The organism is Thioalkalivibrio denitrificans (assembly GCF_002000365.1).
In the GTDB taxonomy this organism is placed as follows: Bacteria; Pseudomonadota; Gammaproteobacteria; order Ectothiorhodospirales; family Ectothiorhodospiraceae; genus Thioalkalivibrio_A; species Thioalkalivibrio_A denitrificans.
Window position 1 is genome coordinate 57,875 of the sequence record NZ_MVBK01000001.1, and the last position, 22,320, is coordinate 80,194.

The following is a 22,320-nucleotide window of genomic DNA, read 5'->3' on the forward strand; positions in this document are numbered from 1 at the left end:
CCGCGACCGTGCGACGGCAGGTGCACTATATTGCGTTGGCACCTGGCATAGCCATTTATCCGAGACAGGTGGCTCTGGGCGCGACTACGCTACATGGGCGATCATCGCGGTGGGTTGCGCTTCTCAGCCTTGGTGTTGCTGATTCAAATCCCCTCTTCATATCAAGCCGCGCAGGCAGTCGACGCCCACGATAGGAGTACACTTGCGGCCTGAAGCGAGGGGCTTTCACCGTTTCATTTGCCCTTTCGGTTAGGGCCATTGCCGTTATCCGGCCATTCCCTTCCAGCCCTTTCAGTTATCGCCTTTTTGGGGCCTTTCCCTCCGCCATTTTCTCCCGGAGAGCGGAGCGGCCACCGGGCAGGTATCGGTAGAGGGTGGAAGGGGAGACTCCGAGCCGCTTGGCGACGTCCTCTGCTGTTATCGTCTCGTCGGCCAACATGGCTGTAGCGGCCGTGAGATCTTTCTCTGTGAGGGCAGGTGGGCGGCCGCCTCGGCGTCCGCGTGCCCGGGCGGCTTGGAGGCCTGCGACAGTGCGCTCCCTGATGATGGCACGCTCGAACTCGGCCAGGGCGGCGAAGATGTGGAACACCAATTTGCCGCCGGAGGTGGTTGTGTCGATGGCCTCGGTGAGGGAGCGGAATCCGATATTTCGCTCCCCGAGGGATTCCACCGTCTCGATCAGCTGCTTGATGGAGCGGGCCAAGCGATCAAGGCGCCAGACGACCAAGGTGTCGCCGGGTCGCATGAAGTCGAGGGCGGCGAGCAGTTCGGGTCTGTCTCGCTGAGCGCCGGACGCCTTCTCGGTGAATACGCGGTCACACCCCGCTGCGTGTAAGGCATCGAGTTGGAGGGCAGGGTCCTGGTCCTGGGTTGACACCCTTGCGTATCCGATGAGCATCGCGCTGTTCTCTCAAAACTCGTATAAATCGTACGTTTCGAGAGAGAATGTTTCAAGAGACAGTTTTGAGATACTTCCAGCCTCCGCGTGGTACCGGTTCAGGACTCGCCCCTGCGCTATCCCTAAAACGGTGGTTTTCCGGACACGATCTGGAGACCTCCGTGAAGCCTTCGCGGGACTTGTGCGGCCGGCGCGCTGCCGATGAGGAGTGCATTGTCACAACCCGATTGAATTGAGCGCAAGGCTCGATTGTTCTTGACTGATTTATTGGCAATCATTATGATTTAGATTGAATCGAAGTGTGTAGGAAGAACCGTACCAGAAGTGGATAAGTTCGCGACTGAGCGTGAGGGCCTGGCGATCAGCTTTAGCAGCCGCTGTTCGCCCTGAGCTAAGCCGGCCTAGACCTCGATCGAAGGCTCGGGTGATGTCACCGCCCACGGTCAGGCCGCATACCTGGATGTCCGGATCAACGGTTCCAGCGATGTGGACACCAGCGTGCTGGTCGCCGACCGCGCTAGTCTGTAGGGGGCGGGTTCGGGCGCCATCGAGGCATTCGTTCGTTCCGAGGTACGCGCTTGACTCGCCGTTTCCGGCGACAGCATGGTGCAATATTGCCGCCACTGTGGCATAGGAGAATTCACATGCCCAAAGTTGAAACCCGTGTATTGACCGCACACGTGCCTGTCCCGCTCGCCGAGAAGGTTGACCAGTTGGCCCAGCGCCTCGAACGCTCGCGCGGCTGGGTCATGAAACAGGCTCTTTCGGCCTGGGTCGCTCAGGAGGAAGAGCGCGACCGGCTGACGCATGAGGCGTTGGCCGATGTGGACGCCGGTCGCGTCATAGACCACCAGGCAGTGCAGGCGTGGGCGGATAGCTTGAGCACCGATGAACCACAGCCGCTGCCTCGCTGATGGAGCTGAAGTGGACCAGCAAGGCGCTTTCCGACCTGGCGCGCCTGTACGAATTTCTGTCCCCTGTGAATAGGCCAGCCGCTGCACGGGCAGTGCAGGCGTTGACCAAGGCTCCGACGATCCTGCTGACCAACCCGCGTGTCGGCGAGCAATTGTTCGAATTCCAGCCGCGTGAGGTCCGGCGGATTTTGATTGGACACTATGAGATGCGCTACGAGATCCAGCATGAGACGATCTACGTGCTACGGCTGTGGCATACGAGGGAAGATCGGTAGTCCCGATGGCTTACATCATCGCCGCATGGTGCCATCCTCAGAACCGATGGCGCGACAGCCAGTTTCTCCACTAGGCCAGACAGGTATACGCCAAGACCAAGGGTGGTTGTGTTCCGAAGTGCGCGGGCAGCCTGGTGTACACGCCTTGCCTGTCGGGAGCAGGCATTCGGAATGCGCCCGCAAGGCCTGAGCAGTTTGACTCAATAGATCCCCATAACCAGTACATGAGCTTCTGCTGTTGCGGCAGAGTTTTGCGCGCCGTCCAGTGGGGGATTGTCGATACTCCCGCTACGAACGGCAGTAACATATCCGGGCCAAGCATTCGAATTCGGTATAATCCCCATGGTTATGTAAGCTCAAACCATCATCCAGGGACACGGGCTGCGAGAACAATGGAGTATACGAGCAGGCAGTACTCGCGACGGGATCCCAGCCGTCGAGTGATCCTCACTCGACGATTACCGACTCGGGCACTTTTGTCCCCGAGCGTCAAGCGAGCTTTTCGATTCCGAGATTACGATCAAAGCCCGACCCTCCGGTGGCCTATCCTCGGTTCAGACCATCACTTCCCGCGCACCGGGGGGGGCAGGTATTGTGCGGCGAATGTGTCGCATAGAGCGTTACACTGCGTGTTTGCAGGATAACATCCACCGTGGAGATCTGGGACCGCTGCCCACGGTATTCATTCGCCGGCCAAACACGGGCGCAACTTGCGCGGTCCTGGGGATTTACGCGGCTGTTAGGTCGCATACACATAGTTGGGCGGCTGCGCACCGAAACAGTCTCAGTTCAGCCAGCGCAGCAGGAAAGCTTGGCCACATCCTTTGAAAAGGTTTGGGCGCAGAGTTTGAGCGCCTCAACATGGACGAGGTACGGGAAGAGAAGGTCGCCCAGTTCCTCGACTGTCATGCCGTTGTGTATGGCCAGGGCGGCTGTCTGAACGATCTCTCCAGCCTCGGGAGCCAGAATTTGGGCCCCAAGGAGGTGATGACTACCCGCCTCGGCGACGAGCTTTATGAAGCCACGGGTTTCAAAGTTGGCCAAGGCACGCGGCACGTTCTCAAGGTCGAGGGTTCGGCTTTCAGTCTCGATGCCCTTGATCCGGGCCTGGCCTTCGTCCAGCCCCACTGAGGCCACCTGTGGCTCGGTAAAGATCACTTTCGGCATGGCCGACAGATCCAGCCTGGCTCTGCCGCCGGTCATGTTCACCGCCGCACGGGTACCGCCTGCGGCAGCAACATAAACCAGCTGCGGCAGGTCGGTACAGTCGCCGGTGGCGTAAACATTACTGACTGATGTGCGGAGGTGTTCGTCCACCTTGATTGCCCCGCGCTGGTCGGTTTCGACGCCGATTCGCTCCAGACTCAGCTTGGACGTGTTGGGTGTCCGCCCCGTGGCGACCAGCAGCCGGTCACTGCTTAGCCGTCCCGCACTGGTCTCGAGGTGGAACCGGCCGGATTCAAAGCGGACCGAGCGAGCCTCGGTATACTCCTGTACCTCAATGCCCTCGGCGCGAAACGCCTGCATCAGGCCCCGGCCCAGATCCGGATCCTCGCTGGATAGCAGAGTGCTGCGCGCCAGAACGGTGACCCGTGACCCCAGGCGCCGGAATGCCTGGGCCTGCTCAACGGCGACGACCGAAGACCCGATGACGATCAGGTGCTCCGGCGTTTCCTCGCTGAATACGGCATCATCAGAAGTCCAGTACGGTACTTCCTGAAGGCCAGGAATCGGCGGAACCATGGCTGAGGCACCGGTCGCGATCAATATGCGATCGGCAACGACCTGCCTCGATTCACCGTCGTGGCGTTCAACAAGCAGGGTGTCGGCACTTTCGAACCGGGCATGGCCGCGCAGCACGGTGATCGCCGGATTGTCTCCGAGGATTTTCTCGTATTTGGCCTGGCGAAGTTCGGCGACCCGCGCGTGCTGTTGTGCCGCAATGCGGCGACGGTCGATCTCTGGCTCCCGATCTGACAGTCCTTCGAAGGGATTGTGTCGTTGGTACTCGGCAAGCTGTGATGCCCGGATCTGTATTTTCGACGGCACGCAGCCGACGTTAACACAGGTGCCACCGATGACCTTGCCTGCCTCGATCATTGTGACTCGAGCGCCTTCTTCGGTCGCACGGATTGCCGCCGCGAATGCGCCGCTGCCGCTGCCGATGATGGCGATGTGCAATCGCTCACCGTTTTTGGGCGGGGTAACGACATCGCGGTACTCGCTCCGGTCATCGTCATTCATGATCATAATTCTCCAGACTTGCGCTGAATCCGGCATTCTCAATCGCGGCAACCAGGGCGTAGGTATCGGTTTGCGAAGGGTCGAATACGACGTAGGCCTGTTTGGTCTTGAGGTCTGCGTCGGCCTCGATAACGCCGTCCACATTGCCCAGGGCACGCTTGACGGTGATCGGGCACATCGGGCAATCCATGCCGGGCACGGAAAACCGGGCTTGGTGCCTTGCCACGGTGGCTTGGATATCATTGGCCGTTTGGCTCGAGTTGGCCGCGGTGGTGCCGGCAGTCGGCTCATCGCTGCATCCGGCCAGCAGGCCGAGTCCCAGCACGATGGCAACTATCAGCATTGCCAACCGGCCAGTGTTCGAGTAAAGAGTAGTCAGCATGGTCTTGATCTCCTGAAATGGAATGGATTTTCAGCTCAACACGGCGCCGATCAAGTACGGCGCGACGGCCGACAGGGCCACCAGCCCGGAAGTCACCCAGAACACTACGCGGTAGACACGTTTCACCTCGGGCACGGCGCACGCCTCGCCTTCCGCGCACTCGGTCTGTGGCCGGTAAAGCCGCCGCCAGGCGAAGAACAGGGCCACCGCAGCGATGCCGATAAACAGCCAGCGATAGGGGTAAAGGGCGTGCAGGTTGGACAGCCAGGCGCCGCCCAGCCCCAGCATCACCAGAACAAATGGCAACACACAGCAGACCGAGGCGAGGGCCGCGCCGAGCCCGCCGAGTCCCAGCAGGCCCCTGTCGGCATTATTTGCGAGCGGAGCCGAGCGCCGGCTAATTGGGGTGTCATGGTCATTCATTCTTTCAAACTCCGGTTGCTGTTCGAGAATCTGCGTAACCGCCGCACGGGGCAGAAATCCGCATTGATGCGATTGACGAGACGTGGCACAGGGACCACCATAGACCCTGTAGTGGCTACAGGGTCAAGAGCCCATGCGTATCGGAGAGCTCGCGCGTCAGACCGGTTGTCAGGTTGAGACCATTCGCTATTACGAGCGGGTGGGCATCCTGCCAGAACCAAAACGGGGGCAGAACAACTATCGGCACTACGTAGATGCTCACCGGCGCCGCCTGCAGTTTGTCCGCCGCTGCCGGGAGCTTGGATTCACGCTGGAAGAAGTTCGGACGCTGCTCAGCATGATAGACGGCGGCACTTATAGTTGCGCAGAAGTGGAGGCGCTGGGGCGCGGTCACCTCGAAGCGGTCCGTTCGAAAATCGCCGATCTCAGACAGATGGAGTCAACACTGAGTGAACTGGTGTCCACGTGCCATGGCGGAGACACGCCGGACTGTTCGTTTCTCGAGGAATTATTCGAGGGACAATTTGAGCATAAAGCCGCCCAACAATAGCTTCAACGCGGACCGGCTTTTCCGCTGGCGCTCCAAAGCCGGCCGGTGGAAGCTGAGGCAAACTACTATCGGCAACTCGCCAGTCAGGCCGCGATGGCGGCTTGACTTAAACCAACCAGCCTCCGCGATACCCGGGGCGGTTCATGGTTGCGAAAGAGGCAGAGCCTGACGAGGAGCCAGCGACACTAGGGCTTCAGGGCCAAGGGTTTGGGTTTGATGAAAACATAAGAAAGACGATCTCAGCACTAAACAGTTCGCGTTATACTTGGCGCTCCGTTAGCGGTGTTGCTCAGGAGAGCGGGTTGCCCCGTGAAAGCGCGACTCGAAGCTTGAAATGGCTAGAAGCGAATGGATTGGTGATGCGTGTTGGAGTAAGCAGACGGATTAACTGGGGACTTACTGAGCAGGGTCGTGATGTCGCCAACTCACTGCCTAGTCAGGCATAACACGTCGCTCCAGGCGACGTCAGGCCGCGCGCGGCCTTCCTCGGCTGAGCTTGGCGGGGTTCTCCCCCGTTTCCGCGAACGGTTGAGTTAAGAGTAATTGCTTCTGCTTAGCCGCCTCAAGACGCCGCCTGCGGCGCGGGTTGTGGAAGCGCTCGATGTAGTCGAATACGTCGGCTCTGGCCTCGGCGCGGGTCTGATAGATTCTGCGATTGACCCGTTCGCGCTTCAGCAGCCCGAAGAAGCCTTCCATCGAGGCGTTGTCCGCGCAGCTGCCCACTGCGCTCATGCTACAGATCAGATTGTGGCCTTTGAGGAAGCGCTGATATTCCCCGCTGGTGAACTGGCAGCCGCGGTCCGAGTGCAGAATGACCGGTGAGCGATCCGGCCGTTGCCACAGCGCCATCAGCACCGCCTGCAACACCAGGTCACGGGCCTGACGGTGACTCATCGACCAGCCAACGATGATGTCTGTGCACAGATCCTTGACCCCGCACAGATACAGCCAGCCCTCGGCCGTCTCGATGAACGTGATATCGGTGACCCACTTGGTGTTGGGTTCCTCGGCACGAAAATCCCGAGCCAGATGATTGTGCACACCGTTGGGGCGAGTGCCGGAGCCTTTCTTGCGCCAGCGTGTCTTCTGCGGGACCCCTTGGATGGCGTTGATCCGCATCAGGCGGGCCACGCGGTTCTGCCCGCAGGACACACCCGCATACCGAAGCTCCTCCCAGATCCGTGGCGCACCCAGCACCCCGTCACTGTCGGCGTGCAGACGGCGAATGTCGGCCAGCAATCGTGAATTGGCCTCTTCGCGGCGACTCGGCGCTCGCTCACGCCAGCCGTAATATCCACTGGAAGAGACCTTCAGGCACTCACACATCAGCCGAATCGGGAAGGCGTCGCGGCAACGCTCGATCATGCGGTACTTCACTTCGACTCTTTCGCGAAGAACGCCGCCGCCTCTTTTAAAAAATCCCGTTCCTTCTTCACCCGCACCAGCTCACGCTTGAGTGCGGCCAGCTCCTCATCACGCGGCCTGCCGTGACCGGGAAACGCCTTGGAGCCCTCGCCCTGGGCCTCCCGAATCCACCGGGTCAGCACACTGGAGTTGATGCCCAGGTCGCGGGCCACCTGACTGGCCGATTGACCACTGGATCGCACCAGCCCGACCGCCTCGCGCTTGAACTCCACCGAAAACGTCCTTCTCCTTGCCATGACACACCTCCGCGCTCAGTATGAGCCTTAATGATGTGTCCGTGGAAACGGGGGAGAACCCGCGTTGGGCATCAGTAGTGGCCCATAACAGGAAGCGCGCTCTATGAGTTGGAATGACGGACTCGACACTGAAAGCCCAGCCTATGCGGTAGCTGCCACTCAAAGTCCGCATGTTCGTGTGGTGGCGGGGCCAGGAGCCGGAAAATCATTCGCAATGAAGCGACGAGTCGCTCGGCTGCTGGAGGAGGGAATAGAACCGGAAAGAATTCTCCCAGTGACGTTTACACGAGTTGCCGCGGAGGACTTACATCGTGAGCTAGTAGGGATGCAGGTAGATGGCTGCGACAAACTGCAGGGGACGACACTCCATAGCCTCGCCCTCCGAATACTGATGCGAAATCATGTGCTCGTTGCGACAGGGCGGACACCTCGCCCTCTCAATGATTTTGAAATGAAACCACTGGAAGCAGATCTAGGGACTTACGGAGGACTGCGAGAGGTCCGTAAGCTAGTAAAGGCGTACGAGGCGGCATGGGCACGCTTGCAGCACGAAGAGCCCGGTTATACACAATCGCCGCTCGACCAAGCGTTTTCTACCGACCTCGTCGATTGGCTCATCTTCCACAATGCGATGCTCATTGGGGAGGTAATTCCGCAGTTGTATCAATACCTGCGCTCCAATCCTGGCGTCGACGAAAGAAGCGAGTTCTCGCATATTCTTGTCGATGAGTACCAGGATTTAAATCGGGCGGAGCAATCGTCGATTGAACTGCTTTCCGATGTCGCAGATGTATGTATTGTCGGGGATGACGACCAGTCAATATACAGTTTCAAACACGCTCATCCCGAAGGAATACGAGACTGGATTGAGAATAAGGAGGAGGCGGAGGATTTAACGTTAGTCGAGTGTAGGCGGTGCCCCACACGCGTCGTTGATATGGCAAATAGTCTAATTTCCCATAACCAACTTCGCCCTTTGCCCCGGGAACTGGAGCCACGGGCAGAGAATGGTGAAGGTCACGTCGAGATCATTCAATTTGCCAATTTAGACGAGGAAGTCAATGGCGTCGCGTCGAGAATCTCAGATCTCATCGCGGAGGGGGCGGACCCGGGAGAAATACTGGTTTTAGCGCAACGAGGCGTAATTGGCACTCCAATCTACGAGAAGCTGGTTGCCGAGGAGATTCCTGTTCGTTCGTACTATGCTGAGGCTGAACTCGATTCTGATGATGCGCAGCGACGATTCGCACTGCTGAAGCTTTACGTCGAACGGGACGACCGAGTGGCGTTGAGGTGGCTACTTGGCTTGGGATCGGCCAACTGGAGAACGCGTTCATATCGCCGCATTCGGGACCATTGCGCACAAACCGGCGATGCGCCGTGGCAAGTGCTATCGGAATTGTCGGAAGGATCTCTGTATCTCCCCCACACCTCCGCTGTTGTCAGTCGATTCGATTCCATACGCGCCGAAATCGAGGGCCTAGAGCAATGTGGTGGCCTATCTGAGGTGGTCGATGCATTATTTCCGGATGATGATGAATCGGTTCGCGATCTAAGACAGACGTCGCTTAACGTGTTGGAAGAACTTGAGGGCGAAGAGCCCGTAGACTTCTTGCGCGAGCTTGTTTCGGCTATCGCTGCTCCGGAGATACCCACGGAGATTGAAGACGTACGAATCATGAGCCTCCACAAGAGCAAAGGCCTAAGCGCACCAATTACGATCATTGCGGGATGCGTTGAAGGACTACTTCCGATGAGGCCCGCTTCTGACCTTTCACCCGATGCGCGCGCTGCCTATTTGGAGGAGCAGCGGAGGCTATTTTTCGTCGGCATTTCGCGAGTGAAGGCCGCGCCGCTGGAGGGAAAACCGGGCACGTTGCTGCTTACATATTCTAGACAAATGCCAATGGCCACTGCTATGAGCGCAGGCATTTCTCCTGCATCGGGCCAGTACGGAGTGGCGAACTTGAACGCTAGTCGATTCATAGCAGAGCTTGGAGCCTATGCGCCCGCGCCGGTTGCCGGTTAGTGGCGTATTGGTGGACAGATGCCCAACAAGGCGCTGCAACCGACGTTTGACCCGGCGCCCATTTTGCCTGCGCAAAATGGGCGCCGCCTCAAACGCGGCTGAGCTTAGGCGTTCGGCGGCCGCCTCACCGGCGACAGGGCAGAGCAGGGTGTGAAGTATGGGTGCTGATCAACACCGCCGCACGGCGGAGCTTATAAAGAGATGCTTCGATGAGTGGGTTTCGCCGAAGCAACCCACGTCCATGCATTTGTATGCCCTATGCAGATTGACGTGGGTGACTGGCGCCGGAACCGATAATACGAGGTCCGTGGTTGCTCCGGCGTTGCAAGATTTGATGGGGCAGACTGTCTGGGGAATTGAGCCAACTACGAGTGCCGAAAGACATTAGCGCATCATCCAGTATTGGCATCCTTCACCCAGAAAGAGCCTTCTGAAGGGCGACACGCCGAGGTTTTGGAGACCCGAGGACGCGACAATTAGTCGGAAAGTCCGAGCAACGGCTGGCGTCCTGACCTAGCAGTAGACTTTCGCTCCGGGCCGCGAAGGAGTTCCTCGCGGAGAATGCGTGTATCCTGGGGAGCGGCAATCCCAACGCGGATCTGGTTGCCGTTGACGCCCAATACATGGACCTCTACGTCATCTCCGATGCGGAGTACTTCGCCAGGGCGGCGGGTGAGAATCAGCATGGGAAACCTCCTTGTCATTGCGTTGATCGATCCAGCGTACGGAGATTCTAGCGGACCTGTGATGGTGGTCAAGCCGGATCCGCTCATTCAGCGATGATTCAGCTTGAGAGGCATAGGCTATGGCGGTAGATTAACCAAGGAATACGGAGCTGGAGCCAAGGACGGGTAGCCTGACGCAGTGTCCAACACCCCTCCTGCAGCACCCTCCTTGTCTATGGACGATTCAGGAGACGACTGCGATGAGAAGGAACCCCATTGTTACCGCCATCGGCGTGACCGGGATGGTAGCCCTGCTTTCGGGCTGTGTCGCCACCGGGGCGAGCGGCAAGCAGTATCGAATCGGGTTGGATGGGATTCGGGAGGTCCCGAAGGAAGAGGCCGCTGCTTCTGATGCGGCGAACGAACATCGGGCCAAGGCGCCGGTCTCGATGTTGGGGTTCGCAGTCACGACGTCGTTGGACGTCGATACAGCGTATGTGCGCATTCGACGCCATTTCGGGTTCCAGACATTTGAGGAACGCACAAGAGGCTTGTTGGTTCCGAGCCTCACCACCCATGACCGCGGATACCACCACCGCATAACGCCTGGCGTGCAGTACAGCCTGCGCCAGCCTGGTGTCGAGAACGTAGCGGGGTATCAGGATCCCCTGCAGATCGACATCGACAGGGAGGGGCAAGGCACACGGTTATATGTCCAGTTCTATGCGCACAATGCGCCCGGAGGCCCGCAGGCGTTTGAGCGCCATCTTCGATCAGAGCTGACTCGGGCCTTGCAGTGATCGCGTGTAACCGTCGAATTTGGTGGGGAGATTGGTTATGGGACACCTTATTTTAGCGTCTGGAATCATCGGACTCCTGATCTATCTGCTGCGCACGGATTATGAGGGGCTCGGGTACGAAGCCGATGACGATGACGATGCGGAGGAGATGGAACTAGTGGAACCTTCCCCGATGGATCGTCCATTGGGTGGATGGCCAATTGATAGCTGGAGAGAAACCGATTATCAGATCATATACGGGGACGATGATGGTCCGTAGGGGAGCGTGACGGCCCTGCGCTACTTTTTGCCCCCGGCACGTCCGATACCTCGGGTCGCGAGACCCTGAGCGGCCCTTCCGCTGCTCTCGCCTATGCCGCGGCTGGTTCGGGCGGCCTGCTGGGTAGCGGATGCGATCGAGCTCACCGCCCCTGCTGCAGTCCACCCAACAACGACTGAAAGCACCATCGGCAGCACCATGTAGAGGGCGATCATCACGATCCCCATGATCTGTGTCTTGATCGCGAAGCTCGGATCCGGATGGACAGCGGCCCATGCGTGAGCTGCCAACCGGTTGAACAGGTCGGGCCACAGGATCGTGAAGAAGGAAGACTCGAGCCAGGTGGCCACCTCGAACAGATAGGACCAGAAGCGCAGCACCAGGATGGCGATGGTGGCGTAGAAGACCGTCTTCCAGGAATACAGGGACGCCACCAGCGCAAACGGCAACAGCATGTAGATCCCGGCGAGCAGAAAGATCTGCACGATGGGCATCGTCGTTCGGACCGCATAGCCCATCGGCCCCTCGGTAAAGAGCTTGAACATTCCGAGCCCGCCCGCCACCGCCCATTCGCTGTATGTCGCTCCGATCCCTGATTCGGATCCGCCTCCATGGCTATTGGTGGCGATCACGTTGCTGACAGGTGCATTGACGGCGGAGCGGGCGAGCATGCTCTTGAGCGTGAAGTCCTCGATGCGCTCCGTGGCCACCGGGTCATTGGTGACATATCCCCACGCCCTGGCCAGGACCCCCCTGGACCGTTCCCATAGCGTCGGTTCGACCTGTTCCAGGAGGCGCTGGCGCAGGCCTGTTCCGGTATCGCCGGTCCACCAGTCCCGGCACGTCGGCCTGCCCCATAGGGGAGGCACCGGGTGGTCGTCGTACTCCACGTCGCGGATAAAGTCGTATGGGAACCCGGCTACAGGGCTTGCAGCGCGGTATTCGCCGTAGTAGGTGGCCAAGTAGACGCGGGACCCCAGCCATTCGGTATCGTCGCGCCCGTACTCGTCCAGGATGGTCGCGATGAAACCGGGGAGGGCGGACTCGTTGGAATCGCGGTGGAACCTCGACCTGGCGGGGATAAAGCATTCCGCCGCGAAACGGCTCGTCTCGGCGGACAACATGGGGTCCGAGATGCGTGCGTTCGCGAGACTGAATGTTGCCGCGGTGACGCTTTCGGCGCATGGCATGCCTGAGATGGCGGCGTTCGTGATCCCCCCGGACAGTGAGAGCACCCCATACCACCAGACGGGTATCATGGCGGAGGTAATGGTGCTGTCCCAGACGTCCGAATAGGTCGTATCGGACGGCGCTAAACGATCTAGCAGGCCGGTCGCCCCGGCACTCGCGGCAGCGCAGCCGCGCTCGTACTGCACGGCAGAGGCATGCAGGGTCATGATGGGCTGGGCCGCCAGCACCACCACACTGAGGGCCAAGGCGATCTCGACCTCCATGCGCCGCACCGATGCCGCCGTCCCCGCGTTCGCCTCCATGCTCGTGTTGGTCTCCGCGAAGTTGCGCACGAGTATGACCACGAAGGGGATGAAGACGATTCCGGTGGCCGAGAGTACGCCCCAGATATTCTCATACTGCATCCAGCCGAAGATCGTCAGATACAGCTCGGGTACGGAATGGACGTTCATGCAAACAGCGCCTCAATAAACAGGCCCGCGATGTTCTGGGCAAGCACCATTTCCAAGATCACCAGCCACGCCAACAGCCGCCAGCGATAACTCACCAGTTTCCGGCGCAGTTCGGGTGTCGCGCGGCGCGCAAACAGTGCGACCCACCACGGCCACAGGCCCACGATGAGAGCAATGCAGGCCATCCTCCAGATGAAGAACCCTGTCTGCGCGGAGGCGAGCCTGTCCCGGATCGTTGAGGGATCCTCGAAGAGATGCCAGGCCACCGCCGCGCTCAGCCCGGCGAGGACAGGCATGACCGCGACGGCAAGCCACCTTCCGCTCGGACGAGTCATTCTCACCGCGCCACCGTGCCGTCCGTGGTCGGCCTGGCGTCAGACGGGGGTGCGCTGTGGATGCGCCGGCTCCTGTCCTGTATCCGGGTGCTGTGCTCGAGCGACTTGAGGAGGGTGGGGGCGCTGATCTCCCTGCTTACCCTGACCTCGAACAGCGTGTTGTCGATCTCCCGTTCGAGCTCGGCGATCTTCTGCATCACGATCTCATCCGAGAGATCTCCTGCCGCCGCCGCTTCCGGGAGTTGCCGCCCCACCAGGAGCAGGCGTCGCACGTACAGCGCCTTCTCGATGTTGATGGCCAACGCCACCTCGTCGGCGACCCTCGCGATGACGATGTGACGCTCCGCGGGGCCAAGCTCGGCGATGGCGCGAACCGTATCCGCCGTGATCACGATATTCGCGGAGGAGACGCTCGTGAGATTCTCGGGCGTTGACCGGATGGCGCCTGAGACGAGCTGCTCGAGGATTGGACGAATGTCCTCGCTGGTTTCCTCGACCTTGGGTGGCAGCCCCGTACCAGTGGTTGTCTCCTGTCCTGGACATCCAGGGGCAGTGCATGTCGCCAGAGACAAATCGCCAAGGACCTCTCTGGCCCATTCGGAGGCCTGTTCCGGGGATGTCCAGTGAACGGCGATGGGTGGGTCCGAGGCGGCCCCCGTAAACGCCGTTCCCGTGGCGGCAGGGGGCCTGTCCGCGATCACGTTATATGCCGCGTGAACGAGATCACTGACTGGTTCAAGTGGCGGCATGTTCTGTCCGCCGCGATGGTCCCCAAACACCCAAGGGATTCCGTTGGTACCGGCGTTGGATTCCACCGTGTCCCTCGCCCTGACAACATCGCGCTCGCCGGTGCCCATCACCAGGCGCCAGTCGTTCCCCCTGCTCAGGACCATCCACTCGTGAAAAGGGTTGCGGCCTGCCAGGATCTCGGCCTCCATCTGCTCACAGCTCTTCGTGGCGAGCTGCACCGTTTCCTCGGCGCGGAGCAGAGCGTTCTGGAAGAGGTCATACAAGCCCGGGTTGGCCCGTTGCAGAATGAGCAGGGGAAGGGCGGCGATCGCCGCCGTGGCGGCCGCCTCGATCTGGTTGAGATACTCGTCCCCCAGGTTCTGCATCTGGTTGGTGACGCTGGTGATCGGATCGAATCGCCCGCAGCTGTATCCGAGACCCAGGACGCCGGTGACGCCGAACGTTGTGCTGGACGCTTGGGGGTTGGGGGCCCGGCTCACCGGGCGGCCGCCGCCGATCTCGTAGTAGAAAAGGGACTCGGCCAACGTGCCGGGTGCTTGCGCCCCGGCACCGGGCGCGACCGCAAGGAGACTCACGGCGACCGCCACGCCGAGCGCTTTGAATGTGCGGTGGTACATGGAGACTTCCTCTTGTCGTGATGCACCGGGGAGGAGGTGAGCCCTACGGGTAGTTCATCCAGTCAACATTGCCCAGGAAGACCTGGCCGGCGCGGGCGCAGCATTGATACGGACGCCATAAGGTCCAGGCATAGGAACCGCTCTGGGAGACCTTGCCGGCAGACCAGCCGCCCGCGCTGCCTAGGTCATTGCTTCCAAAGACCTCGCAGGATTGCCGGGACGCCGGCGCATGCATCTGCCACTGTCCTGTCCGCCAGTTGTTCTCCAACAGCGGGGGCGGAAGCCATACCCGGGTTCCAAGGAGGTTTCTGGTCCCGCCGGACGCGAGGTTCTGGTAGACATGCGGCTGCCCGGCGCGGGTTACGATGTCCCCCGCCCGTTGAGCGATGACCGCGGCCGCCTTGGGGTCCTCGGCCTGGGTGACAAACCCGTGTCGCGGGTGTACCGGTCCCCAGGTGTTGACGGGCCAGCTGCCGATCTCGCGCATGCCGGGTATCCAGGTCGCCGGATAGCCCGCCTCCGTGGCGCCCAGGCGCCAGGCCACGGCATTGAGTTTGGACTGCTTGTAGGGCAGAAAAGGTGTGGCGACGGACGGGCAGAGAAGATCGAAGGAGTCCGATAGTTCAGAGAACAGCTGCCACGGATGGCCAACGGCATCTACCTCCTTGAACAGCAGATTCCGGTGGTCGGAGCCCTTGGTGCCTTCCACGCTCGCAGTGCCTGACCCAAGATCGACAGTGGAACCCGTCGCGGCCCGGAAAACCGCGTTCATGCCGAGATCCGCGGCGAGGGACAAGGACTCCCTGATTTCCGCCCAGGGGTTGCCTGCGTCACCGTACGCGCTGACCACGAGGTCCGGATTGAAGTGGCCCACCTTCAGGGAGGCCCGGATGCTGCATCCACCGAAGAGCGAACACCTCAGCCAGAAACAGGTGCCCACGGGGCGCCAGTGCATACAGCTGGTTGCGGCGGACACGGTGTCCGCGATGATGCCGTCAGTCGTGATGTCCCGCGCATGGCCTGGAGCCGGGAACATCCACGCGGCGGCGAAGAACGCGGCGGCCAGACTCCATGCGCTTCTGTGTGCGCCCATGGTCTAGTCTCCCCTCCAACGGCGGTAGTGGCCGTAGGCCTCGACCACATCAGTGACTCCATAGACGACGGCGTGCCCGTCAATAACCACGGCCGGGATCCGGTCCAGTCTCAGGGCCGACGCCCTGACCAGGCCGCCGAAGGCTTGCTGGAGCTGCTTCGCGTCCAGATTCCGGATGCGATGCGCGGCGATCGAGGCGGCTTCCGCCTGGTCCGAGGGCAGACCGTCGCTCAAGCTGTTCTCCAAGCGCATGGCTGCCGAGAGGTCGTAGACCTGCACTTCGCCGACCGCGAGTGCCCGCTGGGCACGCCCGATGCCGGTCACCCGATAATGGGGTGTCGTGAACACTTCAACCGACACGTGGCCCTGGCCCAGGACGGGCGCGGAAAGAGAGGACAGGACCATGACCAGAACGAGTCCCGCGATCGCGTTTCTCATGGACGCGCCCCCGTTGACCTGGCCGCGATTCTGTCGGCGACGATCAGCGCGGCCTCGACCTCGCTGCATCCTGTCTCGGCCATGATCTGGGCCCTCTCCGCCTTCTCGTGCTTCTCGGTCATGGCCAGGGCCAGCGCGAAGGGAGGAGGTATGTTGCGGAACAGCGCGTTGACGTTGTCCGCGAGCACGGCGCCTTCGGTGTAGCGCCCGGGCGACTTGGTGGCGGAGACCAGCAGCTTCTTCTGCTCGTCGGTGAGTTCCTTGAAGCGCGCCACCTGCTCGACCTCGTCCTTGGTCATGGTGAGGCAGATCCACCACTCCATTGTGGTGAGCATCTTGCGGCTTTCGGCCGGGAAGTCCTCCAGGTTCTGGGTGGCGATCCAGAACCAGGCCCCCAGCTTGCGCCACATCTTCACGATCTTGATGACGTAGGGCGCGAGGAGGGGGTTGGTCGTGATGAGGTGCCCCTCGTCCGTGACCACGAGTGTGTGTCTGTGTTCGTACTGACGGGCCTCGACCACCGCGTTGATTCGGTTCATCAGGCCGATATAGGCCACCGCCAGCAGGTCCTCATAGCCCTCGTTGGCGAAGATGCCCATGTCCACGATGGTCACGTCGGAGTCGGGCCAGGGCTTGCCCGGGCGGTTGAAGAACCGCCCCGCGAGGCCGTCACAGAACAGTTCCATGCCGTCGGCCATCTCCTGGACCCGGTTGCGGCGGGTGTCGGACAGTTCCGGGTCCTTGGCCAGTGCCCGCATGGCGGCCACCAGGTCCTCCGGTATGGCCTGATCCCGGCCGGCCGATGCGACCGTGCGGGCGGCCTCCAGAATGGCGCGACGGATCAGCATACGGTCGGCGCGGGTCATCCGGTCGTCTTCCTTTTTCTCGCCTCCCGTGATCATGATCCGGGCCGCGATCTCCATCTCACCGAGGATGTCGCGTTCCTTCTCCTCCTCGGGGTCATCCTCCTCCGGGACGACGGCGTCATCGAAGTTCTCCACCATCGCCTCGGAGCGCAGCGCATCATCCAGCAGCTTCACGGCATCGGCAAAGGGATTGAGGGAAATCTCCACCCCCGGCTTCAAGGTGACCTGGTTCACGCTCAGGCCGCGTGAGGCGAGGTACCTGCCGAGAAGGCCGAAGGAGTCCCCTTTCTCGATGATGAATATCCGCGGCCGGTAGATGGCCGCCATCTGGCTGACGCTGTAGCAGAGGAAGGCCGACTTGCCGGACCCCATCGGGCCAACGATGAGAGCGAAGGCATTCTTGGAACGGTCCATCTTGTTGAGGGGATCGAATGTCAGGGGCTCTCCGCCGCGATTCCAGAAGGACCATCCGGGATGGCCCGTGCCGGTCGATCTCCCGTAGAAGGGCGCGAGGCTGGCGATCTGGCTGGCGTAAAGCAACCTGGAACGCTTGGTCTTCCTGTTGTGCGCGGGGTCGTAGTTCATCGGCAGCATGCGGATGTAGGAGTCCAGCGCGAGTAGGTCGGCCTCCCGCTCGATCGGCTGCAGACCCTGGCTGAGCAGGGCGGCCGTGACCTGCGTGGTTTTCTGGCGAAGGTTCACGATGTCCGAACCCCGCAGGAAGAAGCACAGGGTGACGGGATAGAGTTTGTTCCCGCGGGCCAGCTCGACCTCGGCCGTCTCGCATTGTTCACGGGCGGCGTTGGCGGTCGCCGTGTCCACCCGGGAGGCGTTCTTGATGGACGCTATCTTGTTCCTGATCTGATCCTGCGCCTGAATGACGACGGTCATGCCCATGATCGTGTGTTCGGGCATGAGGTCGAACAACGCGTTGATGTGTTCGCCGGCGCGCCGCTCTCCGGTGAGGTGCCCGGGTCTGGGCGCGGATCTCAGGCCATCGACGGTGAGGCACTTGTGGGGCAACCCGTCAAAGAACCAGGCGCCCTCCCTGGCATCGGAGGACGGCGGCGAGAGCAGCAGCAAGGAGGCCAGGTCCATGCCGAGACTGCGATCGCCGGACCCGGGGTAGGGCGCGTAGTCGAGCCCCCGCCCGCCGCGCGCAACCTTCGGTGCCGGATTGAACCAGGGGAAAAGCCATTCGTAGAGATCCCTCTCATCGCAGCGACGGGCCGAGACTCCGGAGGATGAGAGTGCCGCCACGAAACGTTGGGCCACCTCACCGAGTTCAGCCTCCGGGGTCGGCGCCCCGGAGCGGGATACCGATCCCCTGGGCGGACGCCGGTACAGGGCCGCCCGTACCCGGCGGTTCCTCGCATGCCAGCGACATCCGGTGACTGCCCCGTCCACGAAGATGCCGTTGGGGTTGGATAGTCGGGCCACGTGCTCCCTCATGAGGTCGAGGAATTCCCCGCTCAGCGCGTTGTCCGGATCCGGATTCCTCTCGCGGATGTAGGCCTCCAGGCCTGCCAGATATCCGGACAGGTCGTGGTCGTCCTGGACAAAGAACTGCAGCACCCAGGGGGCGGTGTCCTCTTCAGGGATCGAATCGGCGATGACCGTCTGCAGGCTCTCGCTGAGCCGCTCCATGTAACCCTCCGTCCGGCCCTCGCTCGGCACCGGCGTCAGTTCGAAGAGGGCCGCCACGCCGCGCCAGTCCTCCAGCAGGAAGACCTTGGATTCGTCGTCAAAATCGACCCACGGCAGCAGGTCGGCGAACGACGGCGGACGGTTGTAGAGGGATGCCGTCTGTGCGGTGGTTACGGGCTTCCTGGCGCCCGAGATCCAGTGTTCCTGCCGGCCTACACCGTCGTCCCGGCGGGAGCCGGCGTCACCGAATGTCCGCTTCAGCAGCCCGAACACGGGGCCTCCCCCGGGAGCGCGAACTCGGTACGCTCGTACATGGTGAACGTGGTGGAGTAGCCGGGGATGGGGACCGCGTGCCGGCCGGCCAGGTGGGGGTAGACGTACATCACCAGCGTCGGGTTCGGCAGGCGCTGAAAGATCGAATCGACCTCCCTGGCCGCATCTCTGGTGTACCCATACAGATCCCTGTCGCCATCGGACACCGGGTGCGGGTGATCAGAGGCGAGCGCCTCTCTGGCGCCGTCACTGCCCCCCCTGCGAGAGCGCTCCTGGTGCTCGTGGTAGATCTCCGACATGGTCGGCCCATCCTGTGGCAGCACGGCCTCCTTGGTGCTCGCGCACCCGGCCATGACAAAGCTAGTCAAGAGACAGGCGCTGATAGCTTTGAGTCTCGTTCGTGAAGTGATCATGGCGGACCTTTCTCCCGAGGGGGTCATAGTCGATGCGAAGCTCGCGATCCACGTGGATCGCCAGCTCCACGCCCGGCGTCGCGAATACCGCGTCAAAGCTCTGCTCCTGGCGCTCGCGCAGCCATTCGGCCACCTCGGCGGCTCCGCCCGAGACGGTCCTGCCGAGGATGAAATCGGTCTGATCGCCGGTCACGGCCGAGGTCGCCGCGCCCGACTCGACGGTTGTCGTTGTCTGCGCGGCCGCCGCGGCCTCCGCCGCCGCCTGGACCGACACCAGGCCAATGCGCTGGGCGAGGAAGGCCGGCGCGTTGGTGATGCGCTCGCCTGAGATGCACGGATAGCCCCTGGCATCTGAGATCCATCCAATGGGCTCATCGGTGCCGGCGCCGCCCTCGTCCGCGGGCGCGGGATCCGGCAGGGTGCGGATCGTGCCGTCCTCGAACACGAAGGTCACGGAGGTCAGACGCCCCCGTACGCACGACAGGGTCCAGTCACCCACGGCCGTCCCGCTCCAGATCATGCCTTCCACGCCCGGGATCGTGATGCCATTGGCGGCGAGGTTCTCGGGGCCGGTGATGACCTTGAAAGGCATGGGGTCCTGTACGGCGCCCCGCACTGGGATGCGTCCGACCAGGGCGGTCATGGCGGTCGAGCCGATCAGGGTGGCGTTACGGGGAACCGTGTATACCGGGGTGGGTTTCTGCTCATCGAGCCGGACATGGGACGCGATCGGGTCCGGGAGCTTCACGCGATCCGCTACCCTTCCGACATGCGTCTCATCCAGGCGCCGCTGCTGACCGGTCGAGCCGCGTGCAATGTTCCGCGGGCCTGCCTCGTAGCCGACAGGATCGATCCAGACGATTCGGTCTCGGTCGTGCGGGCGGAAACGGGGTGCGTCGTCGGGACGCAGGCCAAGACCGACCGGGATGTCTCCGCCGTTGCCGAAGGCGTCGGGGGTTGTCCCTTCGGCCAGTTCGGCCACGCGCCCCGAGAGCTGATCGATGCGCGCCATCACCGCATCGAGGTGACGCCGCTCGCCCTCCCGGGCGGACTGCTGCTCGCGAATGGCGCGCTCGACCCGCGACTGCACCTCCTGGCCCAGGTGCTGCTCGCGAGTGGCGGCCTCGCGGCGCAACCGCTCGTTTTCCGCAGTCAGGTCGGAGAATCGCTCGCGCATGGAGGCGACCTCGGCGGTCAGCGTTCTGATCGTCTCGGCCGGGGAATCCGCGTCCGGCGCGGGAGCCCGCGGCACCTCGGTCATCGTCACGGGATCGAGCGGGTCCTGGCTGCATGCCCGCAAGGCGACGAACAGGGCCATCAGCAGGACCAGACCGCCAATCAGGGGCAGAAGGCGATTGCTCTGTATGCCAGCCATCACCGCGCCCCCCAGACGGTTTCGTCAAACGGGCGTCGGGAAATCAGGTACACGGCGGTGGTATCCGCCTCGTCTCCGGCGGGCAGGAGCCGGGCGTGCTGGAACGTCGCGGCGAGCCAGTCATAGCGCAGATCCCTCGGGTCGAGCACGAGCGGGTCGGCGCTCTCGTTGACCAGCTTGACGACGGTCACGTACATGGCCCCGTGGCGCCAGCTGATCAACGGCTCGGCCCGCACGGCGGCGCCGCGCACCAAAGGCACCTCGGACCGGGCGACGGGGGTGCGCACGACGCCCGGGTGCGATGGGCGCAATCGCTCGGGCGCATACATCTGCTGCGCGGCGAACCGGGTCAGGGTTACGTAATCCAGGTTCTGGTGGCGCTCGGCATCATCCCTGGCGCCGCGGCGCGGGTCGCTGGACGTCTCCCGTTCCATCACCGCCAGAGGCGCGAGCGCATCGCCCTCCCGGGCCTCGAGATCCACCAGGTAGACGCGCCCGTCGTCCAAGCCCTCGATGACCACGCGCACGCTCTCGAACGGCGCATGCGCAAGCCAGTACACGGAGCCGTCCACGTTGAATGTCCTCAGAAGTCCCTCGAGTCTCGCGGGCACACCGACCCTCACCTCGACCGGGAAGTGGACGATCCGCTCGTGCCCCACGGGCAGCGCGATCCGGATCGGGGTCCGGTCCCAGAGGACCCGGTCAGGAGAGGCGGGTTCACCCGCCTGAGCGACCCCGAGGGCCGCGAGCGCGAACAGCAACAGGGAAGTGAGAAAGCCGGGTCTCATTGGGTCTCCCCTCCAGAAGAAATACGGACGGGTCCGCCCGGCCCGAATCCGTCCAAGGCCAGGCCCCATGGGTTCAGCTCCGGGTCCACCGTGTAGCGCACGACCCGAAGGGGATAACGGACCCGGGTATCCTTGACCGGCATGCCGCGCATGGTCTCCGCGATCTCCAGGTCCAGCCACACGATCCATGAGTCCCGGCTCAGAACCTCGACCCGGCTCCATTCGTAGACGGCGCCATCGACCTCGCGTACGGCGCGAGTTCGCCGAGTCAATTCGCCGCGCCGCCCCCGCTGCTCCATATCCGCCTTGAGTTCCTCGATGAACCTCGGGGTCAGGAACGGATGCAACCGGAAGATCTGGTTGCCGTAGTCCTTGGTCCCGTCCTCAGGCCAGCGATGCAGCTGTTGGAACACATACAGGGCGAACGTGTAGACATTGGGTCGGGGGATCTCGCCGACCTTCTGGGCGCTGCCGGCACTGAGATCGGGAGGTACGTGCACGGTTATCCGGGAGGGGGCCGAGTGCCACCCGTACCCCATGAGCGCGGTGACGGCCGCCATCACAATCACCGCGAGACGCAGGGTCCAGATGTGGGCGCGCACGTTCTCGATTTCCTTGCGGTACGCCATCACAGGGATCTCCCCACGTCCCATGTGCCGCTGCGACGGATGAAGCCGGATTTCCGGACGCCGATGTTGTCCAGAACAATGGCAAGCCGGTGCTGGTAGTGGCCTTCGGGGCGTCCCCGCTTGAGACGCTGGAGCAGCGTGGCCGCGACGTAGACCGTTGCGAGCACGGCGATTGCGGCGGCTCCAACGCCCATGAGGGGAGCCCCGAGGGCGCTTGCGACAATGATCCCCAGGGGCAGCCAGGCCGTGGCGGAGACGCCGGCGATCGCCATCAGCTCGCTGGAAGAGCAGCCGCGGAAGATGACGGGCTCGCCGTTGAGCCGGTCAGTGCGCAACAACCTGGTCTGCAAGGG

Annotated in this window: 22 protein-coding genes; 5 read left to right on the top strand and 17 right to left on the bottom strand. The window is 62.3% G+C overall.

Annotated features, from left to right (window positions below; genetic code table 11):
- Nucleotides 1–295: 295 nt before the first annotated feature.
- Nucleotides 296–898, bottom strand: coding sequence for a recombinase family protein (locus B1C78_RS00235; RefSeq protein ID WP_077277141.1), 603 nt, complete (start codon nt 896–898; stop codon nt 296–298).
- A 644-nt stretch (nt 899–1,542) separates the two neighbouring features.
- Here B1C78_RS00235 and B1C78_RS00240 point away from each other — a divergent pair.
- Entirely contained in the window at nt 1,543–1,812 is a 270-nt protein-coding gene (locus tag B1C78_RS00240; protein ID WP_077277142.1) for a CopG family ribbon-helix-helix protein, read from the top strand.
- On the top strand, nt 1,812–2,087 hold the full coding sequence (locus B1C78_RS00245; protein WP_077277143.1) for a type II toxin-antitoxin system RelE/ParE family toxin: 276 nt from the start codon (nt 1,812–1,814) through the stop codon (nt 2,085–2,087). Before B1C78_RS00240 ends, B1C78_RS00245 begins: the two co-directional genes overlap by 1 nt.
- 789 nt (nt 2,088–2,876) lie before the next feature.
- On the opposite strand, the gene merA is transcribed toward B1C78_RS00245, so the two are convergent.
- Genes merA through B1C78_RS00255 form a run of 3 tightly spaced genes read right to left on the bottom strand, consistent with a single transcriptional unit; the run spans nt 2,877 to nt 5,136 of the window.
- On the bottom strand, nt 2,877–4,331 hold the full coding sequence (gene merA, locus B1C78_RS00250) for a mercury(II) reductase (RefSeq protein WP_342745147.1): 1,455 nt from the start codon (nt 4,329–4,331) through the stop codon (nt 2,877–2,879).
- Complete coding sequence (locus B1C78_RS17770) at nt 4,324–4,713, bottom strand: heavy-metal-associated domain-containing protein (RefSeq protein ID WP_139349745.1); 390 nt, start codon at nt 4,711–4,713, stop codon at nt 4,324–4,326. The genes merA and B1C78_RS17770 overlap by 8 nt, the downstream gene beginning before the upstream one ends.
- 30 nt (nt 4,714–4,743) lie before the next feature.
- On the bottom strand, nt 4,744–5,136 hold the full coding sequence (locus B1C78_RS00255) for a mercuric transporter MerT family protein (protein ID WP_077277144.1): 393 nt from the start codon (nt 5,134–5,136) through the stop codon (nt 4,744–4,746).
- A gap of 133 nt (nt 5,137–5,269) precedes the next feature.
- On the opposite strand from B1C78_RS00255, the gene B1C78_RS00260 reads away from it, so the two are divergent.
- Nucleotides 5,270–5,686, top strand: a complete 417-nt coding sequence (locus tag B1C78_RS00260) for a MerR family transcriptional regulator (protein ID WP_077277145.1) — start codon at nt 5,270–5,272, stop codon at nt 5,684–5,686.
- Nucleotides 5,687–6,151: 465 nt separating this feature from the next.
- On the opposite strand, the gene B1C78_RS00265 is transcribed toward B1C78_RS00260, so the two are convergent.
- A protein-coding gene (locus B1C78_RS00265) for an IS3 family transposase (protein WP_139349746.1) occupies nt 6,152–7,347 on the bottom strand; the annotation gives its coding sequence in 2 pieces (ribosomal slippage) (nt 6,152–7,107 and nt 7,107–7,347; 1,197 coding nt in all).
- A gap of 103 nt (nt 7,348–7,450) precedes the next feature.
- Between B1C78_RS00265 and B1C78_RS00270 the strand changes: the two genes are divergently transcribed.
- Complete coding sequence (locus B1C78_RS00270) at nt 7,451–9,376, top strand: ATP-dependent helicase (RefSeq protein ID WP_077277146.1); 1,926 nt, start codon at nt 7,451–7,453, stop codon at nt 9,374–9,376.
- 476 nt (nt 9,377–9,852) lie between these two features.
- Here the strand turns inward: B1C78_RS00270 and B1C78_RS00275 are convergent, their stop codons facing one another.
- Complete coding sequence (locus tag B1C78_RS00275) at nt 9,853–10,149, bottom strand: carbon storage regulator (protein ID WP_425443943.1); 297 nt, start codon at nt 10,147–10,149, stop codon at nt 9,853–9,855.
- 152 nt (nt 10,150–10,301) lie between these two features.
- Between B1C78_RS00275 and B1C78_RS00280 the strand changes: the two genes are divergently transcribed.
- Nucleotides 10,302–10,841: a hypothetical protein gene (locus B1C78_RS00280; RefSeq protein WP_077277148.1), complete on the top strand. Its 540-nt coding sequence runs from the start codon at nt 10,302–10,304 to the stop codon at nt 10,839–10,841.
- A gap of 279 nt (nt 10,842–11,120) precedes the next feature.
- Here B1C78_RS00280 and B1C78_RS00290 read toward each other — a convergent pair whose 3' ends face one another.
- From B1C78_RS00290 to B1C78_RS00340, 11 genes are read right to left on the bottom strand one after another with little or no spacing between them, the layout of a single operon-like run.
- Complete coding sequence (locus B1C78_RS00290; RefSeq protein ID WP_077277150.1) at nt 11,121–12,743, bottom strand: conjugal transfer protein TraG N-terminal domain-containing protein; 1,623 nt, start codon at nt 12,741–12,743, stop codon at nt 11,121–11,123.
- Complete coding sequence (locus B1C78_RS00295; RefSeq protein WP_139349747.1) at nt 12,740–13,078, bottom strand: hypothetical protein; 339 nt, start codon at nt 13,076–13,078, stop codon at nt 12,740–12,742. Before B1C78_RS00295 ends, B1C78_RS00290 begins: the two co-directional genes overlap by 4 nt.
- Before the next feature lie 2 nt (nt 13,079–13,080).
- Nucleotides 13,081–14,445 carry an integrating conjugative element protein gene (locus B1C78_RS00300; RefSeq protein WP_077277152.1) on the bottom strand — a complete coding sequence of 455 codons (1,365 nt, stop codon included), beginning with the start codon at nt 14,443–14,445 and terminating at the stop codon, nt 13,081–13,083.
- A gap of 43 nt (nt 14,446–14,488) precedes the next feature.
- Nucleotides 14,489–15,538 (bottom strand): TIGR03756 family integrating conjugative element protein, encoded by a 1,050-nt coding sequence (locus B1C78_RS00305; RefSeq protein ID WP_077277153.1) that lies wholly within the window; start codon nt 15,536–15,538, stop codon nt 14,489–14,491.
- 3 nt (nt 15,539–15,541) lie between these two features.
- Nucleotides 15,542–15,976 carry a TIGR03757 family integrating conjugative element protein gene (locus tag B1C78_RS00310; RefSeq protein ID WP_175628176.1) on the bottom strand — a complete coding sequence of 145 codons (435 nt, stop codon included), beginning with the start codon at nt 15,974–15,976 and terminating at the stop codon, nt 15,542–15,544.
- Entirely contained in the window at nt 15,973–18,762 is a 2,790-nt protein-coding gene (locus B1C78_RS00315) for a conjugative transfer ATPase (protein ID WP_245795244.1), read from the bottom strand. Before B1C78_RS00315 ends, B1C78_RS00310 begins: the two co-directional genes overlap by 4 nt.
- Nucleotides 18,747–19,202 carry a TIGR03751 family conjugal transfer lipoprotein gene (locus B1C78_RS00320; protein ID WP_175628177.1) on the bottom strand — a complete coding sequence of 152 codons (456 nt, stop codon included), beginning with the start codon at nt 19,200–19,202 and terminating at the stop codon, nt 18,747–18,749. The genes B1C78_RS00315 and B1C78_RS00320 overlap by 16 nt, the downstream gene beginning before the upstream one ends.
- Nucleotides 19,123–20,550, bottom strand: coding sequence for a TIGR03752 family integrating conjugative element protein (locus tag B1C78_RS00325; RefSeq protein WP_077277156.1), 1,428 nt, complete (start codon nt 20,548–20,550; stop codon nt 19,123–19,125). Before B1C78_RS00325 ends, B1C78_RS00320 begins: the two co-directional genes overlap by 80 nt.
- On the bottom strand, nt 20,550–21,338 hold the full coding sequence (locus B1C78_RS00330; RefSeq protein ID WP_077277157.1) for a TIGR03749 family integrating conjugative element protein: 789 nt from the start codon (nt 21,336–21,338) through the stop codon (nt 20,550–20,552). The genes B1C78_RS00325 and B1C78_RS00330 overlap by 1 nt, the downstream gene beginning before the upstream one ends.
- A complete protein-coding gene (locus B1C78_RS00335) occupies nt 21,335–21,967 on the bottom strand; it encodes a PFL_4703 family integrating conjugative element protein (RefSeq protein ID WP_077277158.1) in 633 nt (210 codons plus the stop codon). Before B1C78_RS00335 ends, B1C78_RS00330 begins: the two co-directional genes overlap by 4 nt.
- Nucleotides 21,967–22,317, bottom strand: a complete 351-nt coding sequence (locus tag B1C78_RS00340; protein WP_245795246.1) for a TIGR03750 family conjugal transfer protein — start codon at nt 22,315–22,317, stop codon at nt 21,967–21,969. The genes B1C78_RS00335 and B1C78_RS00340 overlap by 1 nt, the downstream gene beginning before the upstream one ends.
- Nucleotides 22,318–22,320: the final 3 nt, after the last annotated feature.